Source organism: Alishewanella sp. HL-SH06, assembly GCF_052656265.1.
Genome location: NZ_CP199752.1, coordinates 1049433 through 1065216, shown reverse-complemented (window position 1 = coordinate 1065216; position 15784 = coordinate 1049433). Strand labels below are relative to the sequence as shown.

The following is a 15784-nucleotide window of genomic DNA, read 5'->3' as shown; positions in this document are numbered from 1 at the left end:
ACTCAGCGTAATTAAAATACAGAGAGTGTCGCCTTGCATTCTCATTTTCTGCAGATTCAGGTATGATACGCCGGTTTTTTCGGCTCAAAACAGCCCGTTCGTTTCCATTGAGGAGAAACACCATTATTTCGCGCGTGATTGACTTTTGCCGTCGTACCCTTGGCGCAAAAAATACCGAAACCGTAACGACTGAGCCAGTGGCTGCCGTTGCAAAAACTGCCGTCTCTAGCTTACCGCCGATGCGTGTTATTGGCCGTGATCAACACTCGATTTCTCGCAAAGACATCAGCCCGAATGCGCTGAAGGTACTTTATCGTCTAAAAGACGCTGGCTTTGAGGCATATTTGGTTGGCGGGTGTATCCGCGATTTACTGATTGGTTTAAAACCAAAAGATTTTGATGTGGTGACCAATGCTCGCCCAGAAGAAATTAAACAGGTCTTTCGTAACTGCCGCTTAATTGGCCGCCGCTTTCGCTTAGCGCATGTGGTTTTTGGCCGTGAAGTCATCGAAGTAGCAACGTTTCGTGGCCACCATAGCGGTGCCGAAGACGATGAAAATGTTAACAAAATCGCTAGCTTAAGCGATCATGGGCAGATCCTGCGGGATAATGTCTATGGCACCATTGAAGAAGATGCTGAACGTCGTGACTTCACTGTTAACGCGCTGTATTACTCGATCAAAGATTTTACCATTTACGATTTTGCCGAGGGCATGCAAAGCATCGCCAATCGCAATATCGAATTAATTGGCGATCCTGACGTTCGTTACCGCGAAGATCCGGTGCGAATTTTACGCGCCATTCGTTTTGCCACCAAACTGAATATGCAATTGGCGCCGAAGACGGCTGCACCGATCCCGCAATTAGCGGTATTGCTGAAAAACATTCCGGCACCACGCTTGTTTGATGAACTGGTAAAAATGTGGTTAGCCGGAAAAGGTTTCGATAACTTCATGCTGATGCGTGAATTAAAAGTGCTGAAGCAATTGTTGCCACAGTTAGAAAAACTGCTGAAACAAGAGCCTGAAGGCAAAGCCTTTCAGCTGATCACCCGAGCGTTACAAGATACGGATCAACGTGTAGCGCAAGATAAACCGGTGACTCCCGCCTTTATTTTTGCAGCATTACTCTGGTACCCGGTTGAAGTACGCGCTCAAACTTTACTCATTGAAAGCGGTTTAAACGAGAACGACGCTTTTAGTATCGCCATGACCGAAATTTTGGATGATGTGCAGCGCAATATTGCCATTCCTAAACGCTTTAGCCTAGCCATGCGTGACATCTGGCTGTTACAAGGTCGCCTGACGAAGCGCGCGGGTCGGCGGGCTTATAAGCTTATGGAACAAACCAAGTTTCGCGGTGCCTATGATTTTCTGGTGCTGCGAGCAGCGGCCGAAGGCGGCGATTTGCCGGAATTAGCACAGTGGTGGGAACAATTTCAGTTTACCGACGAAGCGAATCGATTAGAGTTAATTCAGCAGTTGGGCCGCGCAGGACAAGAAAGACCGAAGCGTCGGCGTAATTACAAACGTAAACCGAGCCATGATTAAGCAGACAGAATTATGCTATATCGGCTTGGGAGCGAATCTCACAGAGCCCGTCGCCCAGTTACAGCGAGCGGTGGCAGCATTAGCGCAACTGCCTGCTTGCCAACTGTTGCACGTATCGCGTTTTTACAGTTCTAAGCCGATGGGGCCGCAAGACCAGCCTGACTATGTCAATGCGGTGGCGGCCTTAAATACCGAACTTAGTGCACAGCAATTACTGCAGGCTTTGCAACAGATTGAGCTGGAACAAGGACGGCAGCGTAAAGCCGAACGCTGGGGGCCGCGCACTCTCGATTTGGATATATTATTATTTGGGCAACAGCAGATTGATACCCCCAACCTAACCGTGCCGCATTACGGTATGACAAAACGCGAATTTGTGCTGTACCCATTAGCAGAGATTGCGCCGAACTTAGTATTACCCGACGGCACTGCCCTATCGCAATGGCTTAGCGCCGTGCCGTTAAATGGCTTGCAACCGCTGCAACTTGCCGCTCAAGGTACTTTGTGCGAAGGTGCACCCTCAGACAATTAGTCGGATACGATGATATGGCGAAGATAACCACCGCAGTCTTACAAAAAATGAAACAACAAGCCGATAAAATCAGCATGTTGACCGCTTACGATGCTAGCTTTGCTAAACTGTTTGCTGAGCAAGGCGTTGATGTTCTGCTGATAGGTGATTCTCTCGGTATGGTGTTACAAGGCCATAGCGATACCCTGCCTGTGACTGTCCAAGATATCGCTTACCATACTCGTGCTGTGCGTGCAGGTGCGCCAGAAGCTTTCGTTATCGCTGATATGCCTTTTATGAGTTACGGCAGTACCGAGCAAGCGTTGCAAAGCGTCGTACCCTTGATGCAAGCAGGCGCGAATATGGTCAAGCTAGAAGGCGGTGACTTTTTATTACCCACCATTACCGCCTTAACTGAACGCGGAGTACCGGTGTGTGGTCACTTGGGCCTAACACCGCAATCTGTACATATTTTGGGAGGGTATAAAGTACAGGGTAAAACGGCAGAGAAAGCCGATGCCATGCTGCGTCAAGCTTTAGCTTTAGAAGCTGCAGGGGCACAGTTATTAGTACTAGAGTGCATTCCAACGCCACTGGCACAGCGGATCACCGCAGCGCTGACTATCCCAGTGATTGGCATTGGAGCCGGTAATGTTACCGATGGCCAAGTGCTGGTAATGCATGATCTCTTAGGTATTAGCAGTGGTTACATCCCGAAATTTTCTAAAAATTATTTAGCCCAAACGGGCGAGATCCGCAGCGCCATTGCCAGCTATGTCAGTGAAGTCAAATCCGGCGTTTTTCCAAGCCAAGAGCACAGTTTTAATTAAATGAATATTCTGCAATCTGTTAATGAGCTACGCAGCCAAATTCTGCGCTGGCGACAAGCGGGACAAAGCATCGCTTTTGTGCCGACGATGGGTAATCTGCATGCTGGCCATCTAAAATTAGTTGATGTTGCGAAGCAACAAGCCGATCAAGTGATTTGCAGCATCTTTGTTAATCCCATGCAGTTTGGTCAAAACGAAGATTTGGCCAGCTATCCTCGCACTTTAGAGGATGACATTGCTGGTTTAACACAGCACGGCGCCGCCGCTTTGTTTACCCCCACTCCTGAGATCATGTACCCACGCGGTTTAGACGTACAAAGTTATGTTGAAGTGCCTTTACTCGGCGATCTGCATTGTGGCGCCAGCCGTGCCGGGCATTTTCGCGGTGTCAGTACCGTCGTCAGTAAGCTATTTAATTTAGTGCAACCCGATGTCGCTTGTTTTGGTCAAAAAGACTATCAACAACTGGCGATTATCCGGCAAATGGTCACAGACTTGTCTTTTCCTATTCGGATCATTGGTGTGCCTACTGAGCGCGCTGCCGATGGCTTAGCCTTAAGTTCGCGAAACGGCTATTTAAGCGCAAGTCAGCGCCAGCAAGCGCCGGCGCTATATCAGATTTTACAGCAAGTAAAAGCGGCCATCTTGGCCGGCCAGCATGATTATCGGGCACTTGAGCGTCAAGCCAAAGCCGACTTAACTGAAGCGGGTTTTCGTCCTGATTATTTTGATATTAGTCATCAACACACCTTGGCACTGGCAGAGCACGCCACCGAGCCGAAAGTGATCTTAGCGGCTGCAGCGCTTGGCACGACCCGATTGATTGATAATCTGGAAGTTTAAGCAGTGCAGTTGTATTTGGGCTGCCCCATGTGGGCCAATCCGCAGTGGAAAGGCAGCCTGTACCCTGATGACACGCCGCAACACGCTTTTTTAGCCCAATATGCCGCCGTGTTTAACACGGTGGAAGGCAATACCAGTTTTTATGCCGATCCAGATGCCAAAACAATAGCACGCTGGGCATCGCTGTTACCTGCAGACTTTCGCTTACAATTAAAAGTCCCCTCGCGGCTGTCACATCAGTTACACAGTGATAATACCGCTGAACTGCAAGCTTGGTGGCAATTGCTCAGCCCGCTACATCCGTTATTGGGTATGATCCATTTACAACTGCCTGCCAGCACAGGCCCAGCTAATCTCGACTGGCTGACGCAACAACTGGATATCTTAAGGCCGTTAACCCCCATCTGTGTTGAGGTTCGCCATCCCGCTTTTTTTGACAAAGGCGATGCTGAGGTGCAGCTAAACCGCCTGCTGAGCCACTATCAAACCGAACGCGTAGTGTTAGATAGCCGAGCGCTATTTTCGGTACCCGCCAATAGCCCTGCACTGCTGGATGCGCAGCAAAAAAAACCTCGCTTACCGGTACATGCCATTTGTTTAACTGAAACGCCTGTGATGCGCTTTATTGGTTGTGCTGACGCCAGCATTAACCAGCATTATTACCAACCTTGGCTAACTAAAATTGCCAGCTGGCTGCGTGCAGGTAAAACACCCTATTGCTATTTCCATACCCCTGACAATCTGGGGGCACCTGCGTTAGCTCGGCAATTTACCCGTGATTTACAACATCAACTGCCTGAGCTACAACACGCAGTACTTGCCCCCTGGCCAGGCGAGCAGCGCGATCAATTAGCCTTATGGTAGCGCTATTTGCTTTTACTGATAACTCTTCCTAACCTTTAAATAAGCTCACTCTCTGGCTTGCACTGGTTTTGCCACAAAACAACGCAAGCATAATGTAGATCAAACCGCTGCTAACGCAATACCTGTACTATAACAGAGTTGATGTTAAGCATTATGCCGCAGCTAACGGCTGACAAGCTTTACTCGATGCTGCTGAGCTGTATGAGTGTTGTGTCGGCTACAACGGGTAAAAGCCATTACAGTAACTTGCCGCCATACTCAATAAGCATAACCTTAGCGTATCGTATTTATTAAACAACATAAGGATATGATCTTGCTTGCAGTACTTTTCGGCGTCAGTCGCGCAAACTTTCTTACTTTAACGCTAGTGTGTGTGTTACTGGCTGCTACGGCAGGCTGGCAAATGGTGGCCATGTCAACATGGCAAAACTACCTACTGGTGACCTTAATGGCGCTCAGTGCTCATATCAGCGTCAATGCCTTTAATGAATACTTTGATTTTAAATCGGGGCTCGATTTTTTAACCCAGCGAACGCCATTTAGTGGTGGCAGTGGTACCTTAGTAAACCACCCTGAAGCCAGTAGTATTGCGCTGAAACTGGCGATTATTTCGTTATGTGTGGTCATTTTTGCCGGTCTTTATCTGAGCTTTCAGCAAAACTGGCAATTACTGTTGATTGGTATCCCCGGTGTGCTGATTATTTATGCCTATACTCAGTATTTGAATAAAAACGCATTAGCCTGCTTATTAGCACCCGGTTTTGGCTTCGGCTTACTGATGACACTGGGCGCCTTTTGGGTGTTTGCTGGGGGCTTAACCGCCGGTGCTTGGGTACTAGCGATGATTATCAGTTTGTTAGTCAGTAATTTACTGCTGCTAAATCAATTTCCTGATGTTGAAGCGGATCGTCAAGTCGGCCGCAATCATCTGCCCATTGTTATTGGTCGTCGACGCAGCGCCATGGTGTTTACTGGCTTCGGTTTTGCCAGTTATAGCCTATTGATCATAGCCGTTGTTATGCAATTACTACCCTGGCAAACCTTGCTAGGCTTACTCAGTTTACCCTTATTGCTGAAGTTACTGCCGGGCATTTTTAAGTATGCCGACCAACCGACCGAACTTAGTCCCTATCTTGGGATAAACGTCATACTTTGCCATGTGTATCCCTTGTTACTTTGTGCCGGCCTCGTTTGGGCGGCAGTTTAAACACTCGTACACTTTTAAGGATTTTAGATGCAGGTACTAGAAACCGATATCGCCATCATAGGTGGGGGTGGCGCGGGGTTAAGAGCGGCGATCGCTGCAGCAGAAGCCGACCCGGCTTGTCGAATCACCCTGTTATCTAAAGTGTATCCCATGCGATCACATACCGTTGCTGCCGAAGGAGGTGCCGCCGCAGTAACCTTGGCGCAAGACAGTATGCAAGGTCACTTTGAGGACACTGTTACGGGTGGCGATTGGTTAGCAGACCAAGATGTGGTTGAGTATTTTGTGCAACATGCCTATGAAGAATTAGTTAATTTAGAACATTGGGGGTGCCCTTGGAGCCGACGCGAGGATGGCAGTATTCAAGTCAGACGCTTTGGCGGCATGAAAACCGAGCGAACTTGGTTCGCCGCAGATAAAACCGGTTTTCATATTTTACATACGTTGTTTCAAACATCTTTTAAATACCCGAGTATTCAGCGTTTAGATGAGTTTTTTGTTTTAGATTTATTAGTACATGAGCAACAGATAGTTGGTGTACTTGCCATACAACTCAACACGGGCGAACTGTATCAGATCCATGCCAAAAGCGTCATTCTGGCAACAGGGGGCGCTGGCCGAGTATTTCACCACAACACCAATGGTGGCATTGTTACGGGTGATGGTATGGCACTGGCCTATCGGCATGGTGTCGCGCTGCGCGATATGGAGTTTGTGCAATACCATCCAACCGGTTTGCCCGGCTCTGGCATCTTAATTACCGAGGCATGCCGTGGTGAAGGTGGCATTTTACTCAATCGTGACGGCTACCGTTACTTGCAAGATTATGGCCTAGGCCCTCAAACTCCGCTGGGTAAGCCGGAAAATAAATGTATGGAGCTGGGCCCGCGCGATAAATTATCGCAAGCCTTTTGGCATGAACAGCAGCAGGGCCGAACGGGTGATTTTCAGGGGCATGCGGTTGTCTATTTAGATTTGCGCCATTTAGGCGAACGCCATCTGCAACAACGACTGCCCTTTATTTGTGAATTAGCTAAGGCTTATGTCAATGTCGATCCCGCAAAAGCCTTAATACCGATCAGACCGGCCGTGCACTACACCATGGGGGGGATTTTAACTGATGCCCAATGCCAAACCAGTATCGCCGGTTTATTTGCCGTCGGCGAATGTGCCTCTGTGGGGCTGCACGGGGCCAACCGCTTGGGATCTAACTCTTTAAGCGAATTACTGGTGTTTGGTCATGTTGCCGGTAAGCAAGCGGTCAGCTTTGCTAAAACGGCTAAGGCCGCTACTCGCACTGAAGTGGTTCAGTACTGCCAGCAGCAACAGCAACAGTTGCAAGCCAAACTCGGTGTAAAAAACGCCGACAGTGTCGCCGCAATTCGCCATGAGATGACACTGGCAATGGAACAAGGTTGTGGCATCTATCGTGATACTGCGGGTATGCAACAATGTTTAGCTACTCTGACGCACTTGCAGCAACGTTATCAACAGGTGTTCGTCAGCGACCACAGTAAGGTCTTTAATACTGAGTTAATTCAACATTATGAGCTAGGCTTCGGCTTAGATGTGGCCAATGCTATGGTCAGCAGTGCATTGGCACGGCAAGAGTCTCGAGGCGCTCATCAGCGCCTCGATGACGGTATGCAACAGCGTGATGATGACCGCTTCCTACAACATAGCCTAGCCCAGTTAACCGAGCAAGGAACTGCCAGTATTCGTTATCAGCCCGTGCGTATCACTCAGAGCAAACCGGCGGTCAGACGTTATGGTGAAGAGCCTAGCCAACAGGAGCAGCGTTAATGCAGAAAACACTGGTGATTCAACGCTACAACCCAGAGCAAGATCACAAACCGCATCCGCAGCATTTCACTGTACCCTGCGATGACAGTACTTCGGTGCTCGATGCATTGTTGTATATTCAGCAGCAACTGGATCCAACGCTGGCTTTTCGATGGTCTTGCCGCATGGCTATTTGTGGCTCCTGTGGTGTGATGGTCAATGGCATACCGAAGCTTGGCTGTAAAACGTTTCTGCGTGATTATAAAGATGACATCACGCTGGAAGCCTTAGCACACTTTGCCACCGAAAAAGATCTGATTTCTGATATGTCAGTGTTTTTAACCCATTTGCAGGCAGTCAAACCTTACCTCATTAACCACGACACCCGCTTACAGCCGCATCAGCAAACACCAAAACAGCTGGCGAAGTATGCTCAGTTTTCCAACTGTATTAATTGTGGTTTATGTTATTCCGCTTGTCCGCAATTTGGTTTAAACCCAGCGTTTTTAGGGCCCGCCGCGCTGACTTTAGCGCAGCGTTATAATCTCGATAGTCGCGATCAGGGAAAAGCACAGCGCATGCCGCAGCTTAACGGTAAAAATGGCGTCTGGGGATGTACCTTTGTCGGCTTTTGCTCGGATGTCTGCCCAAAACAACTCGATCCGGCTGCGGCCGTCAATCAGGGTAAAGTAGCGTCTGCTGCGGACTTTGTGATTGGTATCTTTAAACCTTAGGAGCGCATCATGTCAGAACCCCGTCAGGTTAACCAAGCTTATCAGAGTCAACTGCGGCGCAATTGGTGGTTAAAGCATGGCTACTATCAACGTTATATGCTGCGTGAAGCGACCGTTTTACCCTTATTGTTTTTTTGTGGTTGCCTGCTAACCGGCCTGTACAGTTTGCAACATAGCGAACAAAGCTGGTTGAATTGGCTTGCCTTTATGGCCACCCCTTGGGTGATTGGCCTAAACCTTTTGACCTTTTTTGCTAGTTTGTTTCATGCCAAAACCTTTTTTGAATTGTTTCCTCGGGTGTTACCCATTCTGCCAGCGCCGTTAATGATTGCAGGGCAATGGCTTGGCACACTCAGCGTGACGTTATTACTCGCATTGTTATTAGGGGGTGTGCTATGACGCAACCGGCCCGTTCTGATGAACCGATTTGGTGGGCTTTATTTAGTGCCGGCGGTGTGTGTTTTGCCGTGCTGATCCCAGGGTTAATTCTTACCCTCGCGATTGCCTATCCTTTGGGATTATTACCGGAAAACGCTTTAGATTATGCAAAAATACGCCAGTGGCTCTTTAGCGATTATTGGGGATTAGCAGGCTTAGTGCTGGTGGGCGCAGGGCTGTGTATGCCGCTGTTTCATGCCATGCACCGCGTGCATCATGGTATGCATGACTTAATGCTCAGAGCGGGCGGCTGGGGTAAAGTGCTCTGCTATGGTAGCGCCAGCTTGTTAAGTGCAATGGCGCTGTATTTTTGGTATTTAGGCCTAAGTGCAAGCTAAACCCCCGACGCCGCAGCGTCAGAGTCAGGATTAAGCTAAGATATCAGCAGCAAATTGGCGTAATCTGGGATAGAAGTCTTTGTCTAATTGCGCCAACTGATCTTGTTCCACTAAGACCTCACGCAGAATCTCTTCTGTGGTAAGGGGGTTCGCCAGTACCACGCGAAAGACGATTGTTTCTTGTCGATCATAGCGCACAGGAGTTAACCGGGTACGAGAGACAAAAGATTTCCCCTCTTCCCGCTGCCGTTTTTGAATAAACTGCGTTAAACCATTTAACAGCTCATTGATACGGCGGCGTTGCTCAGGCGTGCCATGCGCCAGCGCTTTTTGCACCTGCGCGGGAACATAGCGATAGGTCAAAATGCACAGTTCAGGCTCAGTGATCAGCTCAAAATCAATATTATGGCTAATCAGCGTGGCAAAGTACTTGGCTTTTTCGATACTGCGTTCAATTAAGATCTGATAGCCTTTATAGCCAATCACTTGCAAACACGCGTGCACCAGCATTGCCATGCCCGGCCTAGAACCTTCTAAGGTTTGGCTGCCGAGATCTTTAGAGCCCTTACGCAATATATATTCAGCATGATGCTCAATCGCATTTGCCGCAGACGGATGTTTAAACACCACCATGCCCGCGCCCATTGGCACATACATTTGTTTATGCGCATCAATGGTCACCGAGTCGGCGCGCTCTATGCCCGCAAGCAGAGTTCGGTGCTTAGCCGAAAATAACGTCGCACCGCCCCAGGCGGCATCAACATGGAAATGACACTGATATTCAGCGGCCAGATCGGCCAATTTATCTAACGGATCCACGTTACCGGTTTCTGTTGCACCGGCCACTCCGACAATCGCTAACACTTTAATCTGCTTTTGCTGTAGCTCGTTCAACACCCGGCGCATCTCGGTAATATCGGCTTTGTTATTCGCGTCAGTTTTTATCGAAATAACCGAATCACGGCCAATGCCAAGCACATCAGCCGCTTTACCTAACGAGTAATGCCCCCGCTCAGACACGACAATGGCTAACCCTTGATAACCGTAATGCTGCATCGCGCGGAATAAGCCCTCTTTTGCAATACCTTTAAAATCACCCTCAGCTTTCAGTAGTTTGTTACGCGCAATCCATAATGCGGTAATATTGGCAATGGTGCCGCCAGAACAAAACGCGCCGAGCGAGTGATTGGCACTGTGCATCCATTTTTTATAGAACCCTTCGCGCTCGCCGTACACTAAATGGTGCATCATGCCGAGTACTTGCCGCTCTAATGGCGTAAAGGCTTTCGAGGTTTCAATCTTCACCAAATTTTGATTAAGCCCTACCATCATTTTCGACAGCGGCAACACAAAATAGGGTAAGGCTGACGTCATATGGCCAATAAAGCTGGGCGCTGCCGTATGCACAGAGTGTGCAACCAGCTTTTGCATAATGCTTTCGGTATAGTCAGAGACAAAACTGGGTTGTTCTGGGATCTGGTATGCCTGAAAATCCCGCTCGATTTGCCATAGCGGTTTTTCGACAGCAACAATGCTCTCGTTTAAAAAACCAGCCAAATTCTGCGACAAATTCTGCTCAATAATACTCAGTGTCGAGTCCGGTGCTTCCGGTACAGTAAAGATCCGCCACAACGCTTCTTCCGAAGCGGTTGCTTGTCGTTTTGTTTGGTCATTCATGCCTTTCAGTACCTTGCTGCATTCGATTAACCCTAGGTTGGTTTATACACCAACCTGGAGTGTTATGGTTGCAACCATTAAATGTCTGCAAAAATCATATCCCTGTATCCGGGATTTAGTATTTAGCTACGCAAACCTATACCTTTGTTAATAAGATACATGGCATAACTGAATAAAACGATAATAAATCCTAAAACTACTGCTAGCGCTAACCACAGACTGACGTCTGAATACCCTAAGAAACCATAGCGAAAGGCGTTAACCATATACACTATTGGATTTAAAGCAGCAACTTTTTGCCAAAAACCAGGCAATAACGACAACGAGTAAAACACCCCTCCCAAATAGGTTAATGGCGTTAAGACAAAGGTGGGGATGATACTAATATCATCAAAGGTTTTCGCATACACCGCGTTGATTAAGCCACCTAAAGCAAACAGCATAGACGTTAAAATCACCGTAACAATAATGATCGCCAAATTATGAATTTGGATCGTCACAAAAAACAACGACAAGATGGTTACGATTAAACCGACCAACATGCCACGCGCCATACCACCGCCAATATAACCCAGCACGATGATAAAATTTGGCACTGGCGCAACTAATAACTCTTCGACATTACGTTGAAACTTCGCACTAAAAAACGATGAGGCAACATTAGTGTAAGAATTGGTGATCACCGACATCATAATTAGGCCAGGTACAATAAACTCCATATAGCTAAAGCCATTCATCTGACCAATACGTGAGCCAATCAAGCTACCAAAAATAACAAAATACAAACTCATGGTAATGGCGGGTGGCACCAAGGTTTGCACCCAGATCCGCATAAAGCGGGTAATTTCTTTATTTAAAATACTTTGTAATGCAATCAAGTACTGGCTTCTCATACTGCCACCTCCCGACCATGCTCTACTAAAGTAACAAACAACTCTTCTAAACGATTCGCTTTATTGCGCATCGATAGCACTTTGACGTCTTGCGCACTGAGTTGGCTAAAGATAGGGTTTAAGCCTTGCGATTTTTCTACATCCACTTCAATACTTTGTTCATCCAACTGTCGCCAAACAAAGTCGGTTAATTGTAAATTTGCAGGCAACTGTGCCACATCGAATATAAAGGTTTCTTTGCCCAGCTTGGCCAGCAATGCCTTCATAGTGGTGTTTTCAACAATATTGCCTTTATCAATAATGGCAATATTGCGACAGAGCATTTCGGCTTCTTCTAAATAATGCGTGGTCAGAATAATGGTGACACCTTGCTGATTAATGGTTTTTAAGAACTCCCACATCGAGCGGCGTAATTCGATATCCACGCCAGCGGTAGGTTCATCTAATATCAATAGTTTAGGCTCATGCATTAGCGCCCGCGCTATCATCAAACGCCGCTTCATACCACCGGATAACTCACGAGCCGGCGCCGACCGTTTTTCCCACAAACCAAGCTGCCCGAGGTACTTTTCGGCGCGTTTTAACGCCACCGTTTTCGGTACGCCATAATAACCCGCTTGATTGATCACAATCTGTAACACCGTTTCAAACTGGTTAAAGTTAAATTCTTGCGGTACCAACCCTAAGCAACTTTTCGCTGCTTCTAACTGTGTATCGATATCGAAGCCAAACACCCGCACCTTACCTTGCGTTTTATTCACCAACGAGCTGATCACACCAATAGTGGTGCTTTTACCTGCGCCATTCGGGCCAAGTAAGGCAAAGAAATCACCCTGCTTAACTTGCAAATCAATGCCTGACAACGCCACCGTGCCGCTGCCATAAATTTTATGCAGATCTGAAATATCCAGTGCAATTTCCAATGTTAACTCCTCTTTGAATACTTAGTTACCACCGTAGCCCCAACGCGCGACTAATTGCTGCGACAAACCCAGCTGGTCGAGAATACGTGCCACCATAAAATCCACTAAATCGCTGATCTGCTGTGGTTGATGATAAAAGCCTGGTGCGGCGGGCATAATACAAACCCCTAGCCGACTCAGCTTTAACATGTTTTCTAAATGGATGGCACTGAGTGGGCTTTCTCGCACCACTAAAATTAACTTACCGCCCTCTTTAATAACGACATCGGCGGCGCGCTCTATCAAGTTATCACTGGCACCTTGAGCAATCGCTGACAGACTCCCGGTTGAGCAGGGACACACCACCATCTGCCGCGGTGCGGCCGAGCCGGACGCGACTGGTGAAAACCAGTCATCTTTGCCATACACCTTGAGTAGTTCAGCGTCACATTGAAAATGTTGCTGTAATTGCGCAGCACAGCGCTCAGCGGCGGCGGGTAACTTAATATCATGTTCGGTAGCAAAAACCACACGCGCCGCACTAGAAATCAGCAAGTGCACTTTGACCTGTTGCTTTAACAACAATTCTAATAAGCGCCAGCCATAAGGCGCACCTGATGCACCGGTAAAGGCTAAGGTGATTTCTGTTGTGGATTGATTCATTAAGTGTTCCATTTATCTGTGAGGGCAGTCAGTAATTTCTGATGAATCCCGCCGAAGCCGCCATTACTCATAATGACAATGCTGTCACCGGGTTGAGCGGTTGCCACTAAACGCGTCAATAATTCATCAATATCGTAACTCACACTGGCCGGGCCATGAAGCCGCGCAACCAATTCACTCATCGACCAGCCGGCATTGCGTGGTTCAAACAGTAACACTTCATCGGCACTGAGTAACGCTTGCGGTAACGCGGCTTGATGTACGCCCAGTCGCATGGTGTTCGAGCGTGGTTCAAGTACGGCTATGATACGTTGCTGGCCCACTTTGGCACGTAAACCTTTTAAGGTCGTTTCAATCGCCGTGGGGTGATGTGCAAAATCATCATAGATAGCAATATTACCCGGTGTCCCTTTTAATTCCATACGGCGCTTCGGCGCAATAAAACGGGCTAAAGCTTCAATACTGACGACAACCGGCACGCCCGCATGGCGAGCCGCGGCAATGGCCATCATACCGTTATCGACATTATGCTGGCCGGTTAGCTGCCAAGTAACGCTACCTTGCAACTGTTGTTGCCAAAACACCTGAAATGCCGAACCATCCGCTTCCGTTAACGCGACTCGCCAATCGGTACCATAAGCTTCGCGTTGACTCCAGCAACCTAAGGCGAGTGTTTGCGCTACAGCCGGTACACCTTCCGGCGACACCACTAAACCTGAAGCCGGTACCGTGCGCAACAGATGATGAAATTGCCGTTGAATGGCGGCCAAATCTGGGAAAATATCCGCATGATCATATTCAAGGTTGTTAATCACTAAGGTGCGTGGCCGGTAATGCACAAACTTCGAGCGTTTATCAAAAAACGCCGTGTCATATTCGTCGGCTTCAATTACAAAAAACGGCGCATCGCCTAAACGGGCAGAGCAATCGAAGTTTTGTGGCACACCACCAATTAAGAAGCCCGGTTTTAAACCGGCATACTCGAGGATCCAAGCTAACATACTTGCGGTGGTGGTTTTACCATGCGTGCCGGCGACGGCAATCACCCAACGCTGCTGCAAGAGTTGCTCGGATAACCATTGCGGCCCTGAGCTATAAGCTAAGCCGTGTTCTAATACATACTCCACCGCAGGGTTGCCGCGAGACAGCGCATTACCAATAATCACCAAGTCAGGTGCAGGTTCCAACTGGGCAGGATCGTAACCTTGCGTTAAACTGATGCCAAGTTGTTGCAGTTGCGTGCTCATTGGCGGGTAAACATTGAGATCGGAGCCGGTGACGTGATGTCCCAAGGCTTTCGCTAATGCGGCGATGCCCCCCATAAAGGTGCCACAAATACCTAAAATATGAATATGCATATATCTTTTCTCTTAACAATCGCCGGCTATTGTAACAAATGCAGATAAAGCTGCGATGAAAACTGCAATTTAAGGAAAACTTCTTTAAAATAACTATTGCTGTTAACAGCAAACCTCTGACCCGATAAGAAAAGGACCTACTATAATGCGTCGCATCTCCCCCGTACTGCAACAAGATGGCGTGGATCCAGACCTGATCTCGCTTTTGAAGACTATTCTCGCTGCCTGTCGTGAAATTGCCTTTCGGGTAAGTCAAGGTGAACTGGCCGGTGTTTTAGGATCAACCCTGGCCGAAAATGTCCAAGGCGAAACACAAAAAAAACTCGATATTATCGCCAACGAATTACTCAAAGAAATTATCTTAGAAACCGGTGTTGTCAAAGCAATTAGCTCTGAAGAAGAAGACACCATAGTACCGGGTAACCCTAATGGGCGTTACTTAGTCACGTTTGATCCGCTCGACGGCTCATCTAACACCGATATTAACAGCCTACTCGGCACTATTTTCTCAATTCTTCCCGCTGATGCCGCAAAAGAGGCTGATGATGCCAGTCAATTTTTACAACCCGGTACGGCACAAGTTGCCGCAGGTTATGTGCTCTACGGTCCGTCGACCATGTTAGCGCTAACGACCGGTAAAGGCACGCGTCTGTACACCTTAGATAAAACCTATGGCGGCTTCTTATTAACCGAAGACACGGCGACTATTCCTAAATACACCGCCGAATTTGCAATTAATATGTCAAACCAACGTTTTTGGCAGCCTGCTATGCAGGAATATATGGCCGATTTACTAAAAGGCAAGGAAGGGCCTCGTGGTAAAAACTTTAATATGCGCTGGATCGCCGCGATGGTCGGTGATGTACATCGCGTATTGTGCCGTGGCGGCATCTTTATGTATCCACGCGATAACAAAGACCCGAGCAAGCCCGATAAACTGCGTTTAATGTACGAAGCTAACCCGATGAGCTTTTTAGTAGAGCAAGCCGGTGGGGCAAGTTCAACCGGCTATGAACGTATTATGGATATCGTGCCCACCGATATTCACCAGCGTGTGGCCGTCATTTTAGGCTCAAAACATGAGGTCGAGACCTGTGTTAGCTATCATGCTAAGCAGCCCAACTAAGACCAATAACTTATAGCGAATTTTACGGGTGTCATTATAATGTCGCCCAGCCATTAACCAGAGGACCA

Annotated in this window: 16 protein-coding genes; 11 read left to right on the top strand and 5 right to left on the bottom strand. The window is 47.9% G+C overall.

Translation table 11 applies throughout. The features are described from left to right. Window positions 1–62 precede the first annotated feature (62 nt). The 10 genes from pcnB to frdD all read left to right on the top strand — a co-directional run bounded on the left by pcnB (window position 63) and on the right by frdD (window position 9097). Window positions 63–1550: a polynucleotide adenylyltransferase PcnB gene (gene pcnB / locus ACUJFK_RS04890; RefSeq protein WP_445426242.1), complete on the top strand. Its 1488-nt coding sequence runs from the start codon at window positions 63–65 to the stop codon at window positions 1548–1550. Beyond that, window positions 1543–2082: a 2-amino-4-hydroxy-6-hydroxymethyldihydropteridine diphosphokinase gene (gene folK, locus ACUJFK_RS04885; protein WP_226749550.1), complete on the top strand. Its 540-nt coding sequence runs from the start codon at window positions 1543–1545 to the stop codon at window positions 2080–2082. Before pcnB ends, folK begins: the two co-directional genes overlap by 8 nt. 14 nt (window positions 2083–2096) lie before the next feature. Beyond that, window positions 2097–2891 carry a 3-methyl-2-oxobutanoate hydroxymethyltransferase gene (gene panB, locus ACUJFK_RS04880; protein WP_226749549.1) on the top strand — a complete coding sequence of 265 codons (795 nt, stop codon included), beginning with the start codon at window positions 2097–2099 and terminating at the stop codon, window positions 2889–2891. Continuing rightward, complete coding sequence (panC, locus tag ACUJFK_RS04875) at window positions 2892–3734, top strand: pantoate--beta-alanine ligase (RefSeq protein ID WP_445426241.1); 843 nt, start codon at window positions 2892–2894, stop codon at window positions 3732–3734. A gap of 27 nt (window positions 3735–3761) precedes the next feature. Further along, window positions 3762–4598: a DUF72 domain-containing protein gene (locus ACUJFK_RS04870; protein ID WP_445426240.1), complete on the top strand. Its 837-nt coding sequence runs from the start codon at window positions 3762–3764 to the stop codon at window positions 4596–4598. Window positions 4599–4911: 313 nt separating this feature from the next. Next, on the top strand, window positions 4912–5805 hold the full coding sequence (locus tag ACUJFK_RS04865) for a prenyltransferase (RefSeq protein WP_445426239.1): 894 nt from the start codon (window positions 4912–4914) through the stop codon (window positions 5803–5805). 27 nt (window positions 5806–5832) lie between these two features. After that, window positions 5833–7608: a fumarate reductase (quinol) flavoprotein subunit gene (frdA, locus tag ACUJFK_RS04860; RefSeq protein ID WP_445426238.1), complete on the top strand. Its 1776-nt coding sequence runs from the start codon at window positions 5833–5835 to the stop codon at window positions 7606–7608. Continuing rightward, window positions 7608–8321 (top strand): succinate dehydrogenase/fumarate reductase iron-sulfur subunit, encoded by a 714-nt coding sequence (locus tag ACUJFK_RS04855; RefSeq protein ID WP_306177099.1) that lies wholly within the window; start codon window positions 7608–7610, stop codon window positions 8319–8321. The genes frdA and ACUJFK_RS04855 overlap by 1 nt, the downstream gene beginning before the upstream one ends. Before the next feature lie 9 nt (window positions 8322–8330). Continuing rightward, entirely contained in the window at window positions 8331–8720 is a 390-nt protein-coding gene (locus ACUJFK_RS04850) for a fumarate reductase subunit C (protein ID WP_226749543.1), read from the top strand. Then, complete coding sequence (gene frdD / locus ACUJFK_RS04845) at window positions 8717–9097, top strand: fumarate reductase subunit FrdD (protein ID WP_445426237.1); 381 nt, start codon at window positions 8717–8719, stop codon at window positions 9095–9097. Before ACUJFK_RS04850 ends, frdD begins: the two co-directional genes overlap by 4 nt. Window positions 9098–9127: 30 nt before the next feature. Here frdD and panP read toward each other — a convergent pair whose 3' ends face one another. From panP to mpl, 5 genes are all read right to left on the bottom strand, one after another. Continuing rightward, window positions 9128–10774: a pyridoxal-dependent aspartate 1-decarboxylase PanP gene (gene panP, locus ACUJFK_RS04840; RefSeq protein ID WP_306177102.1), complete on the bottom strand. Its 1647-nt coding sequence runs from the start codon at window positions 10772–10774 to the stop codon at window positions 9128–9130. Between the two features lie 122 nt (window positions 10775–10896). Continuing rightward, window positions 10897–11667 carry an ABC transporter permease gene (locus ACUJFK_RS04835; RefSeq protein ID WP_226749540.1) on the bottom strand — a complete coding sequence of 257 codons (771 nt, stop codon included), beginning with the start codon at window positions 11665–11667 and terminating at the stop codon, window positions 10897–10899. Continuing rightward, entirely contained in the window at window positions 11664–12590 is a 927-nt protein-coding gene (locus ACUJFK_RS04830; RefSeq protein ID WP_226749539.1) for an ABC transporter ATP-binding protein, read from the bottom strand. Before ACUJFK_RS04830 ends, ACUJFK_RS04835 begins: the two co-directional genes overlap by 4 nt. A gap of 21 nt (window positions 12591–12611) precedes the next feature. Further along, on the bottom strand, window positions 12612–13232 hold the full coding sequence (locus ACUJFK_RS04825; protein ID WP_445426236.1) for a flavin prenyltransferase UbiX: 621 nt from the start codon (window positions 13230–13232) through the stop codon (window positions 12612–12614). Beyond that, entirely contained in the window at window positions 13232–14590 is a 1359-nt protein-coding gene (mpl, locus tag ACUJFK_RS04820) for a UDP-N-acetylmuramate:L-alanyl-gamma-D-glutamyl-meso-diaminopimelate ligase (protein WP_445426235.1), read from the bottom strand. Before mpl ends, ACUJFK_RS04825 begins: the two co-directional genes overlap by 1 nt. Before the next feature lie 145 nt (window positions 14591–14735). Here mpl and ACUJFK_RS04815 point away from each other — a divergent pair, with 145 nt between their 5' ends. Continuing rightward, a complete protein-coding gene (locus ACUJFK_RS04815; RefSeq protein ID WP_226749536.1) occupies window positions 14736–15716 on the top strand; it encodes a class 1 fructose-bisphosphatase in 981 nt (326 codons plus the stop codon). Window positions 15717–15784: the final 68 nt, after the last annotated feature.

Coding starts and splice junctions, on each gene's coding strand:
- pcnB (WP_445426242.1), top strand. CDS start 63: ATGATACGCCGGTTTTTTCGGCTCAAAACAGCCCGTTCGTTTCCATTG.
- folK (WP_226749550.1), top strand. CDS start 1,543: ATGATTAAGCAGACAGAATTATGCTATATCGGCTTGGGAGCGAATCTC.
- panB (WP_226749549.1), top strand. CDS start 2,097: ATGGCGAAGATAACCACCGCAGTCTTACAAAAAATGAAACAACAAGCC.
- panC (WP_445426241.1), top strand. CDS start 2,892: ATGAATATTCTGCAATCTGTTAATGAGCTACGCAGCCAAATTCTGCGC.
- ACUJFK_RS04870 (WP_445426240.1), top strand. CDS start 3,762: ATGTGGGCCAATCCGCAGTGGAAAGGCAGCCTGTACCCTGATGACACG.
- frdA (WP_445426238.1), top strand. CDS start 5,833: ATGCAGGTACTAGAAACCGATATCGCCATCATAGGTGGGGGTGGCGCG.
- ACUJFK_RS04855 (WP_306177099.1), top strand. CDS start 7,608: ATGCAGAAAACACTGGTGATTCAACGCTACAACCCAGAGCAAGATCAC.
- ACUJFK_RS04850 (WP_226749543.1), top strand. CDS start 8,331: ATGTCAGAACCCCGTCAGGTTAACCAAGCTTATCAGAGTCAACTGCGG.
- frdD (WP_445426237.1), top strand. CDS start 8,717: ATGACGCAACCGGCCCGTTCTGATGAACCGATTTGGTGGGCTTTATTT.
- panP (WP_306177102.1), bottom strand. CDS start 10,774: ATGAATGACCAAACAAAACGACAAGCAACCGCTTCGGAAGAAGCGTTG.
- ACUJFK_RS04835 (WP_226749540.1), bottom strand. CDS start 11,667: ATGAGAAGCCAGTACTTGATTGCATTACAAAGTATTTTAAATAAAGAA.
- ACUJFK_RS04825 (WP_445426236.1), bottom strand. CDS start 13,232: ATGAATCAATCCACAACAGAAATCACCTTAGCCTTTACCGGTGCATCA.
- mpl (WP_445426235.1), bottom strand. CDS start 14,590: ATGCATATTCATATTTTAGGTATTTGTGGCACCTTTATGGGGGGCATC.
- ACUJFK_RS04815 (WP_226749536.1), top strand. CDS start 14,736: ATGCGTCGCATCTCCCCCGTACTGCAACAAGATGGCGTGGATCCAGAC.